This window comes from Brevibacillus sp. AY1 (genome assembly GCF_029870785.1).
Classification (GTDB): Bacteria; Bacillota; Bacilli; order Brevibacillales; family Brevibacillaceae; genus Brevibacillus; species Brevibacillus invocatus.
On the sequence record NZ_JAFLPN010000002.1, the window covers coordinates 50532 to 69457 of the forward strand.

The following is an 18926-nucleotide window of genomic DNA, read 5'->3' on the forward strand; positions in this document are numbered from 1 at the left end:
CTGCCCCCAGCATTCTGATTGCTGGGGGCACCACTTAAAATCCTTACATTCGTTGGAGGTACGAAATGATACGAAGCTTATGGGATCGTGACCAAGCAGATCACCTGCAAAGCGGATTGGAAGAGCTGGTTTATCGATCGAACCTGATCGGAGCAGATCGTCGGGTTTGCAACTGGGGCGGGGGAAATACCTCTACGAAAACAAAAGAGACGGATTTTCGCGGCAGAGAAATCGACGTGATGTGGGTGAAGGGAAGCGGTTCGGATCTCGCCACGATGAAGGCTCAGCAGTTTACCGGCCTGCGTCTCCAGGACGTCCTGCCGCTCATGGAGCGAGAGGAAATGTCGGATGAAGAGATGGTTGCCTACCTCGCTCACTGCATGATTGACAGCAAGCACCCGCGCCCTTCTATCGAGACGCTGCTGCACGCATTTCTGCCTTTTGCGCATGTGGATCACACGCATCCGGATGCGATCATCAGCATTTGTTGTTCCGACAACGGCCAGGAGGTAGCGTGCGAGATATTTGGCGACCGCTTTGTTTGGGTGCCGTATGTGCGGCCTGGCTTCACCCTGTCCAAAATGATTGCAGAGGGAGTCAGGCGAAATCCGCATGCCGAACTGGTTCTGATGGAGAAGCATGGTCTGGTCACCTGGGGCGAAACATCCGAAGCATGCTACGCCAAGACGATTGCCATCATAGCCGAAGCAGAGGCGTACATCGAGGCGAGAATTCAGGAAGATCGGATATTTGGCGGGGCAGTATGTGAAAGTCTTCCCGAAGTGGAGCGAAAAGACATCCTCGCTCAGATCATGCCGCTGGTCCGCGGTGCCGTCAGCGGACAGAAACGAATGATCCTGACCTATGATGACACAGAGGATGTCCTGCAATTCGTAAACAGCAGGGATGCCAGAGCCCTTTCCCAGATCGGAGCGGCTTGCCCGGATCATTTGGTCCATACCAAGATGGTGCCGCTGTTCGTCGATTGGGACCCGGCAACACGAGACGAGGGTTTGCTCAAAGAGCAGATTCGCGAGGGCATTGCCCGCTTTCAGGAGGAGTACCGAGCGTACTTTGAGCGCAATCACAGTGAAGGGGATCAAATCTCGGAAACCGCACCACGCGTTATTCTGATACCAGGAATCGGCATGATCAATACGGGAAAAAGCTGGTCCAACTCGAAAGTGAGCGGAGCCCTCTACCATCGGGCGATTGCAGTCATGCGCGGAGCGACGGCACTCGGTACCTTCGTCTCGCTGCATGAGCACGAATCATTTCTGGTGGAGTACTGGCCACTGGAGCTGTATAAGCTGACGCTGGCACCACCCGAAGCAGAGTTTTCCCGTCAAGTCGTGCTTGTGACGGGAGGAGCCGGGGGAATCGGAAGCGAAACCTGCCGCAGCTTTGTGGCTGAGGGCGCTCATGTCGTGGTCGCTGATCTGAACATAGAGGGTGCTACGCAGGTGGCGGAAGAGATCAATGCGCGCTACGGTGAGGGCAGGGCCATCGCAGTCAAAATGGACGTCACGCGAGAAGAACAGGTAGAGGCTGCGATGCAGGAAGCGGCGCTCGCCTACGGTGGAATCGACGTGCTGGTCAACAATGCCGGCCTGGCTACCTCCAGCCCTTTTGATGAGACGACGCTCAAGGAGTGGGAGCTCAACCTTTCCGTGCTTGGCACAGGCTACTTCCTCGTGGCTCGCGAGGCCTTCAAACAAATGAAAGAGCAGGGCATCGGGGGCAGCATGGTATTCGTCGGCTCGAAAAATTCTGTCTACGCAGGGAAAAATGTGACCGCCTACAGCTCCGTCAAGGCATTGGAGGTTCATTTGGCCCGTTGTATCGCTGCTGAGGGGGGCGAGTACGGGATTCGTGTCAACTCGATTCTTCCAGACGCGATTTTGCAGGGCTCGGCCATCTGGAATTCCAATTGGCGCAATGAGCGTGCCGCTGCTTACGGGATCGAGCCGGATGAGCTGGAAGAGTACTACCGCAAGCGAACCACTCTTTTGGTCAATATCTACCCGAAGGATATCGCGGAGGGCATCCTGTTCTTTGCTTCTTCCCGAGCGGAAAAAACGACGGGCTGCATGCTGACGATTGACGGCGGTGTACCGGCGGCATTCACGCGATAGTGGCAGGTATCTGTGACCGCATCCACGAAGAAAAAGGGATGACGGAAGAATGAAGGTGGAAACGGTGAAAATTTCCTTGTTTGTGACCTGCCTGTGCGACAGTCTGTATCCGCGCGCTGCGGAGGCGATGGTTCGCCTGCTGGCCCGATACGGCATTGTGCTTCACTTTCCTGATGTGCAGACCTGCTGCGGGCAGCCGGCGTTCAACAGTGGCTACTGGCAGGAAGCCAAAGCGTCAGCACACACGATTCTGGAGGCCTTCGAAGAGAGCGATTACGTCCTCTCTCCCTCCGGTTCCTGTACGGGCATGATTCACCATTACTATCCCGAGCTGTTTGCTGACGATCCGGTCTTGCTGGAAAAAGCGCTCCGCTTGCAAAAGAAAACGTTTGAATTTTCCCAATTCATGATTCGCGTGCTGGGCATACAGGATATCGGGGCGACCTTTCCCCACAAAGTCACCTACCATCCTTCCTGTCACGGGTCTCGGCTGCTCGGGGTCAAGGAAGAACCGCTGCTGTTACTGGAGCAGGTGAAGGGGCTGGAGCTTGTTCCATTGCCTTTTGCCGAGGACTGCTGCGGGTTTGGCGGTACGTTTGCCGTGAAGATGAGCGATATTTCCGGTGCGATGGTGAGTGAGAAGGTCGACCACATCCTGGAGACCGAGGCACAGGTGCTGGTTGGGACGGATATGGGCTGTCTGATGAATATCGCGGGACATCTGCATGTTCGAAAGGAGCCGATCCGGGTCATGCATCTGGCGGAATTGCTGTACGAGGGGGTGAGCGGACATGCGATCAGCCGATCCTAGCACGGTTCAGGAGCGGGTACGCCACGCACTTTCCGACGAATTCCTGCGCAATGCCGTCAAATTTACGACAGAACGGCTTCGCGCCGGCAAGCAGGCAGCTTCAGAGGAGCACCCCAACTGGGAGGAGTGGCGGGAGCGCGCGCGGCAGATCAGACTGCACACCATTGCGCATCTGGACTACTACCTGCAGGAATTCGTTGAAAATGCGCGGGCCAACGGGGTTCACGTCCATTTTGCCGACACGGCGGAGGAAGCGGCTGCGCTGACGCTTGAAATCGCGAGACTGCGCGGTGCACGCTCGGTCGTCAAATCGAAATCCATGGTCTCGGAGGAGCTGCACATCAACCAGGCGCTGGAAGGGGCAGGAGTGGAAGCGGTGGAGACGGATCTGGGTGAGTACATCATCCAGCTGGCAAAAGAACCTCCATCTCATATCATCATTCCGGCCATACACAAGAACCGCTACCAGATCGCCGAGCTGCTATCCAAGGAAGCAGGAGAGGAGCTGCCACCGGATACGACTGCTTTGGCAGGCTTTGTGCGCAGAAAGCTGCGGGAGAAATTCCTCGAAGCTGATATCGGGATGACAGGCTGCAACTTCGCGATCGCGGAGAGCGGCTCGATCGTTCTGTTTGAAAATGAAGGCAACGCCCGCATGGTGACGACGGTGCCAAAGACTCAAATCACGCTGATGGGCATGGAGAGGATCATTCCCACCTGGGCTGATCTTGAGGTGATGGCGACACTTTTACCTCGTTCTGCGACGGGACAAAAGCTGACAGTCTACATGTCGGGGATTTCCGGGCCACGCCGTGCAGAGGATCGTGACGGTCCCGAGCAGATGCACCTGATCATCGTCGATAACGGACGCTCCCTGCAATTGGGCGATCCGCATTTTCAGGAGCTGCTCAACTGCATTCGCTGCGGCGCTTGTCTCAATGCGTGCCCGGTCTATCGGCACATCGGCGGACACGCGTACGGCAGCACTTACAGCGGACCGATCGGCGCGGTGCTGAAGCCGGCGCTGAACAAAAACGTGGCGGAGTGGGATGACATCGCCAATGCCTCCAGTCTGTGCGGCGCCTGCTATGAAGCGTGTCCGGTCAAGATTCCGTTGCACGACATGTTGGTCTATTTGCGCCAGCGCAAAGTGGAACAGGGCGAAAGGTCGCGGGAAGAGAGCACAGGCATGATAGGATTTCGCTACGTCATGTCCTCGCACAAGCGGTACGGCAGGGCTCTGCGCTGGGCACGAGTCATGCAAAAGCTCCTGCTGCAAGACGGTGTCATCAAAGTGAGAATCGGGCCGCTCAAGGGCTGGAACAGCTACAGGCATACAACTCCGCTGCCCAAGAAATCTTTTCGCGAGGGCTGGCAGGCATTGGAGCAGGACATCCAGCGGGAGCATGGCGGGATGGATGAGCGGGTAAGAGAACGGCTGCAGCGCTATCTTGAAGGACAAGAGAAAGGAAGCAAGGGCGATGAATGAAGCGGATCGGGAGGTACTTCTGAGGCTGGAAAGGGCGTCGCGAAGCAAGCAGGAGCGATTCATGCAGCAGATCGCGGATCGGCTGGGACGGCAGAGGGTGACGGAAAAGCCAGAACATCCATTCAAAGGCGCTCCGCCAGAATGGCATCGCTATGCGCTCGACCAGGAAGAGCAAATCGCACTGTTTAGCGAGAACTGGAAAAAGGCTGGCGGTCATGTCTTTCGCTTCCCTCATCTGGAGGCAGCGAAGCAATTTATAGCGGAAAAGGCAGAGGAGCTGAGGGCACACGCAATCATTCGACAGAATCAACCGGAGCTGAACGCGCTGGGCTTAGAGAGCGCCATGCCAGATGTGGAGGTGGTCGTCTGGCAGACTGGACAGACGGAGGATGTGCTCCGCTATGCGGCAGGAGCGGATATCGGGATTACGATGGCGGATTATGGCGTCGCTTATACCGGGTCTCTGGTTTGCACCTCGTCAGGCGACCAAGGACGATCCGTGAGTCTCTTGCCCGCTGTCGTGATGGCGATCCTTCCAGCAGAACGGATGTCGACGCGCTTGGGCGAGGTATTGGCGCATTTTGATGGTCGTCCCCGAGCCGAATTTCCTGCCGGCATTCACTTTATTTCCGGGCCAAGCCGCTCTGCGGATATCGAGAACGATCTGACGATTGGCGTTCACGGACCGGGCGTCGTATTTGCCCTGATCGTCGGCTGATGCATCTGCCCAAATAAACGGAGGAGGAATCCACGATGATTCGCAAAGCCTTTACCATGAAGGTGTTTGCCGATTGCCATGAGGAGTACCAAAGACGCCATGACGAGATTTGGCCGCAGATGGTGGAGATGCTGCGCGAGTATGGCGCACAGAGCTACTCCATTTTCCTGGATGCCCAGTCCAATACACTGTTCGCCTATCTGGAGATTGAGGACGAAGAGCGTTGGAGCAAGACTGCCGAGAGGGAAATCTGCCAAAAGTGGTGGACGTTTATGAAGGACGTCATGGAGACAAATGAGGATCACAGCCCGGTCACGGTCGAGCTAAAAGAAGTGTTTCATCTCGGGCAAAGGTGAGGTGCAGCCAGTGGAAGACCATATTGCCGTAGACATAGGAGCATCCAGTGGCAGGCTTGTCTGGGGCCGGGTGATCGATGGAGAGCTGTCCTTGCAGGAGATCCACCGTTTTGCGAACGGCTTTACCGAGCGAGGTGGGCATTGCTACTGGAATATCGACCATTTGTTCGGGCAGGTGCTGATCGGGCTGCAAAAAGCGAAGAAGCAGGGCATTACGGCCTGCACATTGGGCATCGATACGTGGGCAGTAGACTACGTCCTGCTGGATCGGCAAGGAAACAGGCTGGAGGAAGTGTACGCCTATCGGGATGAGCGGACAGGCGATGCGGTAGAAAGGGTGACCAGTCAGCTGTCGGCGCGGGTGATTTACGAGAAAACCGGTATCCAGTTTCAGAAGTTCAACACCTTGTTTCAGCTGGCAGTCCATGATCCGGCACAGCTTCAGCAAGCGGACAAGATTTTGCTTGTTCCCGACTATTTGTATTATCTGTTGACGGGAAGGCATATCAATGAGGTGACCAACGCTTCGACGACCCAGCTGCTCAACCTGCACACACAAGATTTTGACGAGGATTTGCTCCGTCTATTGTCGCTTACGCGGAATCAGTTCGCCGAGCTGGTGCAGCCGGGAACTGTTCTGGGGCCGATCAGACAGACTTGGAGAGAGAAGTACGACTTGCCGGATTGCGAAGTGATTGCAGTCGCCACGCATGATACGGCTTCGGCAGTTCTCGGAGTTCCGGCAGCGGAAGAAGAGTCCTTTGCTTATTTAAGCAGCGGCACCTGGTCGTTGATCGGCGTAGAGACGATCCGAGCGATTGTTGATGAGCAAGCGCAGACCAGCAACTTTACCAACGAATGGGGCGCCTTTCATACTTACCGGTTTCTGAAGAATATCATGGGATTGTGGCTGATTCAGGAAGTGCATCGCAGCTATGACGAACAGTACTCGTTTGCGTCGTTTGTCGAGATGGCCACGCCGCTAGAGGCGTTTCGGTATTATGTCGATTTCACGGACGACCGCTTTTTGCATCCGTTCGACATGGTAGCGGAGATCCAGTCCTACTGCAAGGAGACCGGACAGGAGATACCCGGAACTCCGGGCGAAATCGCACGCTGCATCTTTGATAATTTAGCGATCTTGTACGCACTCGCCGTCAAGGAAATGGAAGCGATTACACAAGCGCCGATTGAAGTCATCCACATCGTAGGCGGTGGGGCGAACAACGAGCTGCTCTGTCAGTGGACGGCAAATGTCTCTGGGAAAAAGGTGGTCGCGGGACCGACCGAATCGACGGCGATGGGCAATCTGCTCGTCCAGATGATCGCCAGCCAAAAGGTGAAGGATGTGCAGGAAGGCAGAAGGCTGATCCGGGACTCTTTTGTCGGGAAGACGTATCTGCCACAAGACCCGGGCGATCAGAGAGTCTGGTTCGAGTCGTTTACCCAAATTACCAAACGTGGAGCAGGAGGGAGCAGGGGACATGCAGGTAAATCAGATTGCGAGCTTTCAGATGGCGAAGGAACTGTACGCGAGTCACGGCATTGATGTCGAGAAGGCCTTGGAAGCATTGGCCCAGGTCAAAGTGTCCATGCATTGCTGGCAGGGAGACGACGTACGCGGTTTCCTAAACCGTGACCAGGAACTGACGGGGGGCATTGCCGTAACGGGGAATTACCCGGGTGCTGCACGTACTGCGGATGAATTGCGTCAGGATTTGGAGAAAGCCTTCTCCCTGATCCCTGGCAAGCACAAGGTCAATCTGCATGCGATCTATGCGGATACCGATGAGCGGGTGGAGCTGGATCAGCTTGCTCCCAGGCATTTTGCCAAATGGGTCGAATGGGCAAAAGAGCAAGGGCTGGGGCTCGATTTTAACCCGACCTGCTTTTCTCATCAAAAATCGGCTGACGGCTTTACGCTGAGTCATCCTGATCCGCAGATTCGGCAGTTTTGGATCGATCACTGCAAGGCATCCAGGAGGATCGGTGCCTACTTCGGGCAAGAGCTGGGACAGACCTGCGTGACCAACGTCTGGGTGCCGGACGGCTACAAGGACATTCCTGTCGACCGCATGGGGCCGAGAAGGCGGTTGAAGGAGTCGCTCGACGAGATTTTTGCCGAGCAGCTGGAACCTGCCCTGCATCTGGATGCGGTGGAGAGCAAGGTGTTCGGCATTGGTTCGGAGAGCTACGTGGTCGGCTCGCATGAATTTTACATGGGCTACGGGCTGCAAAACAACAAGCTGATTTGCCTGGATGCCGGTCACTTTCATCCGACCGAAACGATCTCCAACAAGCTCTCTTCGCTGGCGCTGTTCGCAGAGGGGATGCTGTTGCATATCAGTCGTCCTGTGCGCTGGGATAGTGATCATGTGGTCATTATGGACGACGAGCTGCTGGACATTGCCCGTGAGCTGGTCCGTCACGATCTGCTGTCCAAGACGCATATCGGTCTCGACTTTTTTGACGCGAGCATCAATCGGGTCGCGGCGTGGGTGATCGGGATGCGCAGTACGCTGAAGGCTTTGCTGCGTGCGATGCTGGAGCCGACCGAGCTTTTGCGGCAGGTGGAGCTGGCTGGGGATTATACGACCCGACTCGCGCTGATGGAAGAGTTCAAATCGTATCCTTTTGGAGCAATCTGGGATTTTTACTGTGCAAAAAATGGTGTTCCGGTACGCGAAGCTTGGCTGCCTGAAGTGAAGGCTTACGAGAAGGAGGTCTTGTCGGCACGGGGAAGCAAGCTTGGGGAAGCAAAAAAGCTGGTATAGGACATGAAAGTCATAAAAAGCATCATCCCGAAAAAAGGGGTGGTGCTTTTTTGCTGGCAAAGATTAGTAAAAATTGCTTGAACTATACATGTAAGTATGAGATACTTGTACCAAATAAGGAGAACGCTTGTTCTCGTTTCGGTTAGGGAGGGAAGCGGAATGGTATCGAACACATTGTTGAGCAGTGATTGTCTGAGGGAGATGGTTTGCGAGCAGTGTCCTGCGACTGGATGGGGGAAAAAGGCGCGTTGTCAGGTGCACGACCAGCATGTCGGGATGATTGAGTCCTGCCCGGAATGGGACAAGTTCATCCAGGATCAGCAAGGCAAAACGATGCAGGAGCCAGGCAGAAAAGCCCCATCTTCCGAATGGCAGCCTGCACTGGAAATCATTCAACAAACGGAGGACGACATACGCGACTACCCGTACATGCAGATAGAAGTGATTCGGATTCAGCGTTACCTGCGTGATGCAGGAGAGGGCATGGTAGCTCAGTACGGCTTGGAGGCGGCTATGCCCAAAGGAAAGGGCTTGAACGGGGATAAGACGCATGCTGAAGTCGTTCGTCGGGAACGCAAATGGAATCGGCTGCAAAACCTGCAAAAGAAAATCGAGCGGATCAATCGGGCAGTGGACTTGATTGTGGATGAGCAGGAGCGGCTGATCGTAGAAGCGCTGCTGGACGGGGATAAGAATACGGTGATCGCCAAGGTGCTGGGGGTTTCGCGTCAGCGGTATTACGAAATCAAGCGAAGCGCTGTGCTGAAAATGGCCATCGCTATGCGGGGCGAGTAGCGGTGATTAGGCTTAGCCGCTATAAAAAGGAAATGAATGATCATTGGCGTATACCTTATACGAATCATAGAGGGACAATCATGAGAGGAGTGGGAAGATGGAGAAGGCATCGGGGAAGCTCTTTTCCGTCACGCGATCGAACTGGCAAAAGAGCATGGTTGCGGACTCGTTCAGCTGACGACAGACAAGAAGCGGCCGGACGCCCACCGATTCTATGATCGGCTCGGCTTCGTCGCGAGTCATGAGGGAATGAAGCTGTCGTTGACATAAAGAATTTGAATAGGGTGTAATGGCAGGGCTGTCTGATGGATACCATCGACAGCCCTGTTGGATTTAGAGGGAAAAGTGCAGCATAAACTGTCTGCCGATCGGTCCCATGCGCCGGATTCCCTTGTCCACAAAGCCGGTTTTTTCATAGAGCTGCTTGGCTGCCAGATTTCGCTCGTTGACCACGAGAATGATCTCGTCAATGCCCGGCAGGTGATCAGCTACAAAGCCAGGCAGGGCTAGCATGGCTTTTTTGGCGTAGCCTTTGCCTTGATGGGCTTCGGTCACCGAAAAAGCGCGCAGAAGCAAGGCGTGGGGATTGGAGGTGTAATCTGAGACCCCTTCGCCTTTATGCAGAACGAAAAAGCCGACTGGAGTCTGATCAGCCAGAATCACGACTGGATAGCGATCCGGATCTCGCAGGGACTCATCCAGCACCCAGTTTGGCAGCGCTGTAAACTGCAGCTGTTCTTCGGGGAGGTAGAACTGACTGAGAGCCTCATCAAATGCTGCCTCATACATGGATAGCTGTACGTCTTGGGTTTCTAACGGTTTCATTCCGTCTATTCTCCTTTATATACCTCATCATTTTCTAGTAAAAGGAAGTCCATCTCTACTATCTATAAATCTTCGAGTCAAATCAATCACTTGTTAAAGTTGGAAAGATATCATGAGTAATAGAATGATGGAGTTGAGACTGAAAAATACATATATAAATTCCGTTTGTAATATATAATTGACAAATAAAATGTATATGTTACATTTGTAGTAACGAAATCAATAAGGAGTAGGGTGATATGAAGGATCCATCTATTAAAAACAGAGTGAAAATTGCTCGTATTGAAAAGGGAAATCTCAAACAAGAGGAGTTGGCTGAAATGGTGGGAGTAACCAGGCAAACTATTAGTCTGATTGAGTCTGGAAAGTACAATCCCACCATCAAACTATGTCTGCTATTGGCACGAGCGTTAGATAAAAAACTTGATGAACTTTTTTGGATCGAGGAGGAAAAATAAAATGGGAAAAAGCATAGTAGTTGATGAGCGTATTATTGCTTCCAGAAATGAAGGTGGGAATATAACCTCAAAATTATTAACCGTATTATTGTTTGTTGACCTTGTCCTTCATGCTTTTCTACCAGGTATGTTACGTATTCCAGTGGATTTTCCAGGAGGTTTGTTTAAAGAAGGGTTTCCTGCTGATCTGTTCTTTTTATTCGTCTTTATTCCTGTTATGAGCATGTATAACGCATGGAAACGGGAATTTACAGTAGGTGGAAAGGATATTATCCTGACCGCAGGGATAAGCCTAGTCGTTACAGGGATTATTGTAGCTGTTATTTACTTGAAAAGCTGACTTGTATTCTGTTGTCTTTCATACTTCGATGGGGATGGAAATCCTTTTCTTTTACAATCACATCGAGAGAAACAACAAAGGGAGCGTGCAAGGATGAATACAATAACCGTGAAACCAAAAATCCTGTATTACGGCACACCTGTCGTCCTGCTGAATACATGGAACGAGGATGGAACGACCAACATAAGCCCGATTTCCTCATCGTGGGCATTGGGGTATACAGTCGTTCTGGGAGTAGGTGTAGGAGGAAAAGCACTGGAAAATATGCAGCGTCACCGTGAATGTGTGCTTAATCTTCCGGACCCGACCCTGTGGGAGCAGGTAGAGCGGCTGGCACCCTATACCGGGAAAGATCCTGTACCCGATTACAAGAAAAGCATCGGTTTTTCTTATCAAAAAGACAAATTTGAGATGGGTGAATTTACTTCGATAGCATCTACTACCGTAAAGCCGACGCGCATTCTGGAGTGTCCGTTGCAGTTGGAAGCCGTGGTCAAAGATATTCGCATTCCGGACTATTCACCTGACTTTGCCATTGTGGAAACAGAAGTCACCCATGTCCACGCACATGAACGAATTCTGAAGGACGATCAGCATATTGATCCAGCAAAATGGAGTCCAATCCTCTATAACTTCCGCCACTATTTTGGCCTTGGTCAGCCTTTAGGAAAAACCTTCCGTGCATAAAGAAGAGTTGGAAAGGTCTTGAAAATGAGGCGAAATGTCCGGGTGGTCTTTCCGTTTTTTCGGAGTCCACGTACCTTCACGTAGTGGGAACCTCTCTTTTACGGGCGAATATCATGGAGGTATCGCTTTTGTGCAGGAGGGGTTCTTTGGTATCCAATGTATCCGTATATCGGCTATAAGACGACCTGCGAGGAAATGCCGATCAGCTTTCCGCCGCAGCATCAGGACCGTCAGCCAGGCTTCGAGTATCTCATGGTCCCACGACCCATTTTCGATAATCCTCACTATCTTGGCAGCGGCAAATTGCAAGGAAAAGTCGCCATCATTACGGGAGGAGACAGAAATGGCGCTCGCCCATTTGCAAAACCGGATTATCCCCACGATTGAGCTGATGAAAGCATGCAGGGAGTACGGGGGATATGTAGTCAGCGAGGACGGTTCGATCAAAGGCTTGATATACCGCCCGTTTGTAGCCTACATAGCGGAAAGGTTTTCCCTTCAGGCCGAGGTGAAGGAGCACACCTCGATTGAAGAGATATACGACCTGCTCGATCAAGGGTATGTGTATATCGCTTCAGTCCACCCGAGCATTCGTAACCCTGAGGTGACACCGCCCAAGCAAGGCGGGCATCTGGTGTACGTCTTTGGAAAAGACGAGCAGCGTCGGGAGATCATTTTTCACAATCCGTCTGGAGATTCGCAGCAAACACAGGAGAATGATCATCTATCTTTGGAGGACTTTGCCCGTTACTATGCCAAGCGGGGGATTTTGATCAGAAAGGATTACTCTCCTTGTATAGCGGAGCAAGGTGAATAAAGCTTCTCAGGTTATCCTCGAGCCAAGTGTAAAACATTCAAATGAAAGAGTGACAGCAGCCATCCGATACTAAGCCGGGTGGCTTTTTTGGTGACTGTAGCAGAGGGGGAGGTGATTGGAGTACGGAAATCATGCCCATTTGCGTAGAGGTTGCAAACGGATCTAAAGGCATTTGCATAGGATAGATAGATACAAAATTAAACACGGGGGAGAATGACAATGTATCCTAATCTTGGCCGCCACTATCTATGGCCTAACCCTATGCATGTCAACTGGTATAACAGCTATGGTGGTTACTATTGGAATCCAAGCAATTTTGCTTGGAACCAAGCCAATTGGAATGAAACCTGGAATCCTTACTCCGCATCCATCCCATTAAGAGATTATGGACCAACGCCGTTTGTAGTAAATATTGAGCAAGCGGCGAAACAAAACAATAATTATCGCACCGCCTTGTGGACAGGGAAGCACATGCAAGTAACTTTGATGAGTATTCCTGTAGGAGATGACATCGGTTTGGAAGTCCATCCAACAACTGATCAATTTATTCGTATTGAAGAAGGTCAGGGACTTGTTCAAATGGGTGACAGCAAAAATCATTTGGACTTTCAACAAATGGCTTATGATGACTACGCGATCATGATCCCTGCCGGAAAATGGCACAATGTAACCAATACAGGTAATAAGCCACTAAAGGTATACGTGATTTATGCGCCTCCACACCATCCCTTTGGTACTGTTCACCAAACAAAAGAAATGGCCCAGGCTGCTGAGGGATAAAATAGACAATCCTTTACACATCTTTACACAAGCGTTCATTTTGCCAAAGCTTCCTCACTTCCGGTTATACTTGAGCCAAGCGAAAGAAATCAAAAGAGAGCAAGACAACAGCCATCCGGTACTTATCCGGGTGGCTTTTTACATGCCTGAGCAGAGGGAGGTGATGGAATTGAACAAGCACAGCAGCGTGATCAAAAAGGCAGGTGCAGCCAAGCTGCCAAAAAGGCACAAATGCTTTGGGTGTGTGTGGGCGCATGTTCTCGAGCAGCGTGTTCTTTGTGTACGGATGCCCTGTGTCAGAGTCAAGCAGATGAAGTAGAGACGCCTGACGAGCAGGGATATCAGGCGACAGCGCCATATAGATTAGCGAGTTGAAGGCTTGTGTCCACTCGCTCCTTGCTCGACGGGCGTTGCTCGTCGATAGAATTCATCGGTTTCATAACGACATGTGGGGGAGGTGGTCAATGATGAGCCAAACAGGAACGATCCTTGCCCAAAGGGGGAGAGGGTCGCCATTTACGGAAGCCTTCGGTGCAAATACTCGGAGGTGGTGGCGGATGCGGGAATTGTCCTTCATTATCCCCAGGTGGACGGAATCTATCAGCCGATATCGGCCGAACCGCTGCGCAAGCTGTTGCGACAAAAGGGGTACAGCTTCCGAGGCCAGTCGAGTGGTACGCTCATCGAGATCGACAGTTCGACGTTTCGAATCTGGAACGATCAGCGAGACCGGACCGATATCACCTTTCGCTTTACCTATCAGGTAACGGTTCCGAGACAGCCTGAAACCAAAATCAACGTATTTGAGATCGAGGGGGACTGGACGTAGTGGCTAGACGAGCGGCAAAGCAAGAAGCGGTGCTGAGCTGATGAAAAGCAAGCAAGAGTGGATCAAGAGCGCCTTCTATCTGGGAGCAGAAAGTGACGGGGCCATTGACGACGGAGAAATTTTCCTTTGCAGACGCGTCAGAGCTGGTGAGCAAGACCCAGCAATCCGTCTATGTACGGGTGAAAAAGCTCGGTGAGGCAGCGGTGGCTCGTGTGCAGCAAACAGCCTACCTCGGTGGAGCCGTATTTGTCTCTGCTGTACATGCCTATTTGACCGTACGTGAGCAGCAGGGGGCATCGATTCGGGCTGGACCTTTACCGACCAGAAAAACGGCTCCGGGGATCGTCGAGGCTTCATGCTTTCTGCGAAACCGCTGGATGCGATTGAATACTTTATCATCGATTGGGAGGTGCTGTAAATGGCGATTGCACGCGATATCAAGCTGAAGAACTGCCAGATTTACGACGAGAATGGGGACCTGACTGTCACGGCATACGAGTTAAGCTGGTATTTGCAAAAAAACGAAATCTCGCGCATGAAGTTGGACGGAGATGCCGGTACGGAGCCTGCCCGAGTCATTCGCTCATCAGGCATATCCTTTTCGTGTCCGGCCTTTGGTTTTTCGATCAAGGAGCGGATCATGCCGCAATCCTATACGGCTTTGTTTTCGATGCTGACGGAGCAGGCGTACGAAAAAACAGGGGTACGCTATTTTGTTACTCATCAGCGAGACAAGCTGACGGTGGTTCCGGAGGGCGGGAACAGCATCATCCCGATGTTTCAGGCAGGGATGCTGGAAAGCAGTTCGATTGGGGAAAGCATCGAGGATGTGTACACCGTGGTCACGGTCGAGCGATACAAGGACGACAAGCTTGCGAGCCAGGTAACAAAAGAAAATGAGAGCCTGATCAAACAGATCGGACGTATGCAAAAGGTGATTGATGCAGGGGAGGACAAAAAACTCGCGGCTCTAGCAGCCAAGCAGCTGTCGGAGCTGTCGAGGATTCCTCGCACGCGCTCCATTACGGTCAGGCATCAGGATGATCAGGCGGCCAGATTGCGTGCAGGTTGGCTGTTTCGCATTTTGGAGAAGGACCATGTGAGTATCACACTGGATTGTGACGAGCAGCAAAACCCATTGGAAGGGCGGCTTTTACACAATGGATTTGCAGCTGGAAAGGAGGGGGTAAGGGATGTATTCGGTACTTGCTAGATTGAGAAAAGCAGCTCAGGAAGGGCTGGTGGACACGCAGGGGGAATTTGGGGTTTTACTGTCGATCACACCGCTTTCCGTAAAACTGGACGAGGACCCGACGCCCTTGGAAGACTATGAGCTGGAAGTTTTGCGTTCTGCCAACTTGAGAGTGGAGGATATCGGCAGGACGGTAGCCCTGATGCGCTGCACAAACGGTCAATATCTCGTTTGCGGGGTGGTGGAGTGATGTTTCCTGAGCTTGGTGGAGGAGAAGCATCATTTGACCAATGATTTTCGGGATAACCGGTTTGTGATTAGTTTTAATACGTTGGATGGCCGCCAGTAAGCGATTGGAATAACTTTAGAAGAGGTTCTTAATCATTTACCTCAAAACGTTTCATAATCAGGAGGTGTGTTCATTGTCAGTCGAGCTGTACAACGCAAAACCGCTTTCGCAAGTAAAACAGGAAAAACAGAATCAAAAAAAGCCGTTTCAAACCATGGAAGCTGAACTATCTGCCTTGAAAACCGCCGATCTCGAAAAAGAATCGATGATCTACACCTTGGGTCAGGAGCTGGCCCTGGTCAAGCTGAAGCTGATCGAACGCAAAGGAGGAGAGGCCCAATGACGTTCTGGAAGATGGCTTATACGCTGAAATGGGTATCTCTCGAACAGCTTCGCCTCGCCGTGAAAACCGAAGAACGGCCACACGGGGAAATCACCGCAGAAGAATTTTTCGCGATTACGGGAGAAGATTTTTAAAGTCAGGTTAGATTTCCCTTCCGCGGGACATACTAACGAGGTAAGTCAAACATTACGAACATGTATGTGCTACATGCTAGGAGGCAATCAATGGAACACGGTAAAGTGAAATGGTTTAACAGTGAAAAAGGTTTTGGATTCATCGAGCGCGAGGGAGCAGAGGATGTATTCGTACACTTCTCCGCCATCCAAGGAGAAGGGTACAAAACGTTGGAGGAAGGACAAGAGGTTACGTTTGACGTTGAAAGTGGCCAGCGCGGGCCTCAAGCGACGAACGTCCGCAAGGCATAACTGATAAAGCGACAGACCCTGGAAAAAGGGTCTGTTTTCATTTTCGCCATTACAACAAGCCTTGCCACACTGGCAGGGCTTGTTGAATTTTTGTACAAAAAAAGGAGGGAGCTGTATATGCGATTTCTCCAATCTTTGGATACACTAGCCACACACGCCAATGGGTGGGCCGTGTCAGCAGGGGCCAGTATGGCTCCTGTTTTTCATTATCTGTACGGGAGTGAGCGCAGGGACATTCTCGTCGTCCTGCTGGTCATGATCGCGCTGGACTGGCTGACTGGCGTGTATGCAGCGAAAAAGGATTTGACGTATTCCTCGGATTACGGGCTGAATCGTGTCCCGCGATCGCTGTTTTTGATTGCCTTGCCAGCGGTCGCCAACCTGCTGGATCGAGTGGTGGGGACACCCGGCTTTTTGTTTTTCGGCGTCACCTTCGGGTTGATCTACCATACCTGGACCAGCCTGACTGCCAACGCTTACCGCGCGGGATGGCCCCTGCCAAAGTCTGTCGTCAAGCTGGTCTCATCTGAGATCCAGGCCAAGGCAGAGCGAGCAGCGCGAAAGGGGAAGGGGTGATGAGGATCACGGAAGCTTTGTTGACGAACAAAAATGCCCGTCCAGGGAAAAGCATTGTCCCTAAAGGCGTGGTCATTCATTGGACGGCCAATCCAAAGGCAGGGGCCGACGCGATGGCCAACCGTCATTATTTCAACAAGCCGACGACCGTAGCCAGCGCGCATTACATTGTGGACGACAAGCAGATTGTACGCTGTTTGCCTGAGACGGAGATGGGGTATCACGTCGGGGCAAAATCCTACAAGCAGGATGCACTCGCCAGACTCAGCAGCTATCCGAACAACTGCACGATCGGGATCGAGATGTGCGTGAATGCGGATGGGCGATTTTCGATCATGTATCAACAGACAGTCGAGCTGGTCGTCCACATCCTCAAGCGCTATGGTTGGGATGTGGATAAGTTGTGGCGGCACTACGATATTACCGGAAAAATCTGTCCCGCGTTCTTCGTAGCAGACCAGGAAGCCAAGATGTATCGCGGGTTGTCAGCCGAAGAGGCATGGAAATGGTTTAAGGAAGATGTCCACAATTTATTAACAAGTCATCCACAATATCCAGAGGTGCATGTGGATAAGTGTGATGTGCAACTCTCTCTAGGAGCTCAAGGATATCTGAAACAGGGGATTTCCTATCTGCCTGTTCGTGCAGTCGCAGAAAAAGCGGGTGGCAGTGTGGAGTGGGACCCGCATACGAAAGTCGTCCGAGTGAATGGCCAGACCGTGACAGCAGAAAACGTAAGCGGCATCTCCTATACACCTGCACGCGAGCTGGCCGAAGCCTTGAGCATGCAAGCGACATGGGATGCCGTACGCAAAGCGGTCATTCTGGAAGCGAAACAGAAGTAAACGGATGATGTGCCTGCTGCTGCGGTCGTACATGGTGAAAGTCAGATCATATGGCAACGAATGTCGGTCCCGAGTATCCCCTGCGGTGTACCATCTGAATCCTTCAACAAAATAGAGATGGTGACGCAGGGGCGCTTGGTGATGGCGGATACATAAGGAGCAGAAATGTAAAATTCGTCTTGCAGGGCTCCAGCAAACCAAGGCCGACGTTTGGCGTTGATAATGCCAGCAGGGGGCAGGGAGTGGAGAAAATCTCCGTTGGTTTGATTGAGCCAGACAGCTTCCAGCTCGTCGGTTTCTTCCATCCAGGCTTGAAAAATGGACTGTAGCAGTTCAGGTGGTGATGTTATCAATTGTGGATGACTCGCCCACAGCTCGAGTTTATTTTTCCATTGGGCGTATGGGTGCTTTCCCTCGATTTATGTAACAAATGAGAGAGCTGGCCGGTCATGTTTTGCACGATCTCCACTTGCTTGATGCAGGATGCTTCATTTTCAGAAATCATTTGCTCCAGTACGTTGAATTGCCCCTGAACCTGGCCCAAAGAGCGCCGGGCTTCCTCCAACTCCTCCTTATTTACCGCGATCCACTCCTGACTTTCCTTAAGCACGCCCAATACCTCGTTGGATGCCTGTTGAATACTGTTCATCAGTGGATCGATTTTGAGCAGGTTTTGTTTTCCTTCATCTGCCAGCTCCTGGATCCGATGCGCGACAATAGAAAAAGTGCGACCGTGCTCGCCTGCGCGATTAGATTCAATCGAAGCATTCAGAGCAAGCAGATTTGTCTGTTCGACCATGTTTTTGAGCATCTGCTGGATCTCCGAAATATGCTGCATTTGTTCGAGTAAAAAGTGAATGGACTCCGAGGTGCGCCGCGTATTGGCTGTCAGGTTGGAAAAGGTCTCGCTCGTATTTGTCAACGCGTTGGTAGCAAAGTCAATATCTCGCTCCAGAGAGGCATTGATTTCACGCATGATTTTGGCTTGAGCGGAGGTATCTTCTGCACGATGCTGAACCGTTTGCAAATAATGAGTCAACGTTTCCACTCCATCTAGAGTCTCTGTCTGGTTGCGCACGATGTTTTCGCTCATGTTCAACACGTTGTCAGATACTTGCTCTATTCTTCCGGATTCGTTATAGATCCGCTCTACGATGGACTCCAGGCGATCCGTTGCGACCAGGATGTCGTCCGTCAAAAGCTGACCATCCGAGGTGCTTTCCGGATTCGAGGGGTTTTTATACGCATTGACAATTTTCAAAAGCAATCCCAAGCGACCTCATCCTTTCCTTATTTTTTCATGTTACTTACATGTTATATAATATTACATCAACGTTTGCGAATATGACAAGTGCTTCTGTGTGAGGCAGTATTCATAAAATCCCGTTTTCTGAAATATGGTGATAGTAAGGCAGTCTGCGGACAAGCAACGAGCCACGCGT

General features: G+C 51.8%; 26 protein-coding genes and 2 pseudogenes. 25 read left to right on the plus strand and 3 right to left on the minus strand.

The window, feature by feature from the left end; all coding sequences use genetic code 11:
• The first annotated feature begins 65 nt into the window (after window positions 1–65).
• From JZI27_RS03640 to JZI27_RS03680, 9 genes and pseudogenes are all read left to right on the plus strand, one after another.
• A complete protein-coding gene (locus tag JZI27_RS03640) occupies window positions 66–2135 on the plus strand; it encodes a bifunctional aldolase/short-chain dehydrogenase (RefSeq protein ID WP_280206813.1) in 2070 nt (689 codons plus the stop codon).
• Between the two features lie 64 nt (window positions 2136–2199).
• Window positions 2200–2946: a (Fe-S)-binding protein gene (locus JZI27_RS03645; RefSeq protein ID WP_251243321.1), complete on the plus strand. Its 747-nt coding sequence runs from the start codon at window positions 2200–2202 to the stop codon at window positions 2944–2946.
• Window positions 2927–4435, plus strand: coding sequence for a LutB/LldF family L-lactate oxidation iron-sulfur protein (locus JZI27_RS03650; protein WP_280206814.1), 1509 nt, complete (start codon window positions 2927–2929; stop codon window positions 4433–4435). The genes JZI27_RS03645 and JZI27_RS03650 overlap by 20 nt, the downstream gene beginning before the upstream one ends.
• Window positions 4428–5153, plus strand: a complete 726-nt coding sequence (locus JZI27_RS03655) for a LutC/YkgG family protein (RefSeq protein WP_280206815.1) — start codon at window positions 4428–4430, stop codon at window positions 5151–5153. Before JZI27_RS03650 ends, JZI27_RS03655 begins: the two co-directional genes overlap by 8 nt.
• Before the next feature lie 35 nt (window positions 5154–5188).
• Window positions 5189–5509 (plus strand): L-rhamnose mutarotase, encoded by a 321-nt coding sequence (gene rhaM, locus JZI27_RS03660; RefSeq protein ID WP_280206817.1) that lies wholly within the window; start codon window positions 5189–5191, stop codon window positions 5507–5509.
• A 10-nt stretch (window positions 5510–5519) separates the two neighbouring features.
• Entirely contained in the window at window positions 5520–7058 is a 1539-nt protein-coding gene (gene rhaB, locus JZI27_RS03665) for a rhamnulokinase (protein ID WP_280206818.1), read from the plus strand.
• Window positions 6994–8283, plus strand: coding sequence for an L-rhamnose isomerase (gene rhaA, locus JZI27_RS03670; RefSeq protein ID WP_280206820.1), 1290 nt, complete (start codon window positions 6994–6996; stop codon window positions 8281–8283). The genes rhaB and rhaA overlap by 65 nt, the downstream gene beginning before the upstream one ends.
• A gap of 159 nt (window positions 8284–8442) precedes the next feature.
• Window positions 8443–9078 (plus strand): ArpU family phage packaging/lysis transcriptional regulator, encoded by a 636-nt coding sequence (locus tag JZI27_RS03675; RefSeq protein WP_251243286.1) that lies wholly within the window; start codon window positions 8443–8445, stop codon window positions 9076–9078.
• Between the two features lie 99 nt (window positions 9079–9177).
• Window positions 9178–9348, plus strand: a pseudogene (locus tag JZI27_RS03680) (GNAT family N-acetyltransferase); the annotation flags it as partial.
• Between the two features lie 63 nt (window positions 9349–9411).
• On the opposite strand, the gene JZI27_RS03685 reads toward JZI27_RS03680, so the two are convergent.
• Window positions 9412–9903 carry a GNAT family N-acetyltransferase gene (locus JZI27_RS03685; protein WP_280206821.1) on the minus strand — a complete coding sequence of 164 codons (492 nt, stop codon included), beginning with the start codon at window positions 9901–9903 and terminating at the stop codon, window positions 9412–9414.
• A gap of 239 nt (window positions 9904–10142) precedes the next feature.
• Here JZI27_RS03685 and JZI27_RS03690 point away from each other — a divergent pair, with 239 nt between their 5' ends.
• The 16 genes and pseudogenes from JZI27_RS03690 to JZI27_RS03765 all read left to right on the plus strand — a co-directional run bounded on the left by JZI27_RS03690 (window position 10143) and on the right by JZI27_RS03765 (window position 17484).
• Entirely contained in the window at window positions 10143–10361 is a 219-nt protein-coding gene (locus JZI27_RS03690) for a helix-turn-helix transcriptional regulator (RefSeq protein WP_122910012.1), read from the plus strand.
• Window position 10362: 1 nt separating this feature from the next.
• Window positions 10363–10701: a hypothetical protein gene (locus JZI27_RS03695; RefSeq protein ID WP_280206822.1), complete on the plus strand. Its 339-nt coding sequence runs from the start codon at window positions 10363–10365 to the stop codon at window positions 10699–10701.
• Window positions 10702–10794: 93 nt separating this feature from the next.
• Entirely contained in the window at window positions 10795–11388 is a 594-nt protein-coding gene (locus tag JZI27_RS03700; RefSeq protein WP_280206823.1) for a flavin reductase family protein, read from the plus strand.
• A 156-nt stretch (window positions 11389–11544) separates the two neighbouring features.
• Window positions 11545–11751: pseudogene (locus tag JZI27_RS03705) on the plus strand (NAD(P)-dependent oxidoreductase); the annotation flags it as partial.
• A 28-nt stretch (window positions 11752–11779) separates the two neighbouring features.
• Window positions 11780–12205, plus strand: a complete 426-nt coding sequence (locus tag JZI27_RS03710; protein ID WP_481752792.1) for a C39 family peptidase — start codon at window positions 11780–11782, stop codon at window positions 12203–12205.
• A 219-nt stretch (window positions 12206–12424) separates the two neighbouring features.
• On the plus strand, window positions 12425–12985 hold the full coding sequence (locus JZI27_RS03715; RefSeq protein WP_280206824.1) for a cupin domain-containing protein: 561 nt from the start codon (window positions 12425–12427) through the stop codon (window positions 12983–12985).
• Window positions 12986–13127: 142 nt separating this feature from the next.
• Window positions 13128–13304, plus strand: a complete 177-nt coding sequence (locus JZI27_RS03720) for a hypothetical protein (protein WP_280206825.1) — start codon at window positions 13128–13130, stop codon at window positions 13302–13304.
• A 231-nt stretch (window positions 13305–13535) separates the two neighbouring features.
• On the plus strand, window positions 13536–13814 hold the full coding sequence (locus JZI27_RS03725) for a hypothetical protein (RefSeq protein WP_280206826.1): 279 nt from the start codon (window positions 13536–13538) through the stop codon (window positions 13812–13814).
• 92 nt (window positions 13815–13906) lie between these two features.
• Window positions 13907–14260, plus strand: a complete 354-nt coding sequence (locus JZI27_RS25010; RefSeq protein WP_280206827.1) for a hypothetical protein — start codon at window positions 13907–13909, stop codon at window positions 14258–14260.
• Entirely contained in the window at window positions 14233–15027 is a 795-nt protein-coding gene (locus JZI27_RS03735; RefSeq protein ID WP_280206828.1) for an XkdQ/YqbQ family protein, read from the plus strand. The genes JZI27_RS25010 and JZI27_RS03735 overlap by 28 nt, the downstream gene beginning before the upstream one ends.
• Window positions 15008–15256, plus strand: a complete 249-nt coding sequence (locus tag JZI27_RS03740; protein WP_280206829.1) for a hypothetical protein — start codon at window positions 15008–15010, stop codon at window positions 15254–15256. Before JZI27_RS03735 ends, JZI27_RS03740 begins: the two co-directional genes overlap by 20 nt.
• A 172-nt stretch (window positions 15257–15428) precedes the next feature.
• Window positions 15429–15638: a hypothetical protein gene (locus JZI27_RS03745; protein ID WP_251243296.1), complete on the plus strand. Its 210-nt coding sequence runs from the start codon at window positions 15429–15431 to the stop codon at window positions 15636–15638.
• On the plus strand, window positions 15635–15772 hold the full coding sequence (locus tag JZI27_RS03750) for an XkdX family protein (RefSeq protein WP_251243297.1): 138 nt from the start codon (window positions 15635–15637) through the stop codon (window positions 15770–15772). The genes JZI27_RS03745 and JZI27_RS03750 overlap by 4 nt, the downstream gene beginning before the upstream one ends.
• Window positions 15773–15862: 90 nt before the next feature.
• Window positions 15863–16063 carry a cold-shock protein gene (locus JZI27_RS03755; RefSeq protein ID WP_280206830.1) on the plus strand — a complete coding sequence of 67 codons (201 nt, stop codon included), beginning with the start codon at window positions 15863–15865 and terminating at the stop codon, window positions 16061–16063.
• A 117-nt stretch (window positions 16064–16180) separates the two neighbouring features.
• Window positions 16181–16639, plus strand: a complete 459-nt coding sequence (locus JZI27_RS03760) for a phage holin family protein (protein ID WP_280206831.1) — start codon at window positions 16181–16183, stop codon at window positions 16637–16639.
• Window positions 16639–17484, plus strand: coding sequence for an N-acetylmuramoyl-L-alanine amidase (locus JZI27_RS03765; protein WP_280206832.1), 846 nt, complete (start codon window positions 16639–16641; stop codon window positions 17482–17484). Before JZI27_RS03760 ends, JZI27_RS03765 begins: the two co-directional genes overlap by 1 nt.
• 41 nt (window positions 17485–17525) lie before the next feature.
• On the opposite strand, the gene JZI27_RS03770 is transcribed toward JZI27_RS03765, so the two are convergent.
• Window positions 17526–17837: a PDC sensor domain-containing protein gene (locus tag JZI27_RS03770; protein ID WP_280206833.1), complete on the minus strand. Its 312-nt coding sequence runs from the start codon at window positions 17835–17837 to the stop codon at window positions 17526–17528.
• Complete coding sequence (locus tag JZI27_RS03775) at window positions 17834–18757, minus strand: methyl-accepting chemotaxis protein (protein WP_280206834.1); 924 nt, start codon at window positions 18755–18757, stop codon at window positions 17834–17836. The genes JZI27_RS03770 and JZI27_RS03775 overlap by 4 nt, the downstream gene beginning before the upstream one ends.
• Between the last annotated feature and the right edge of the window lie 169 nt (window positions 18758–18926).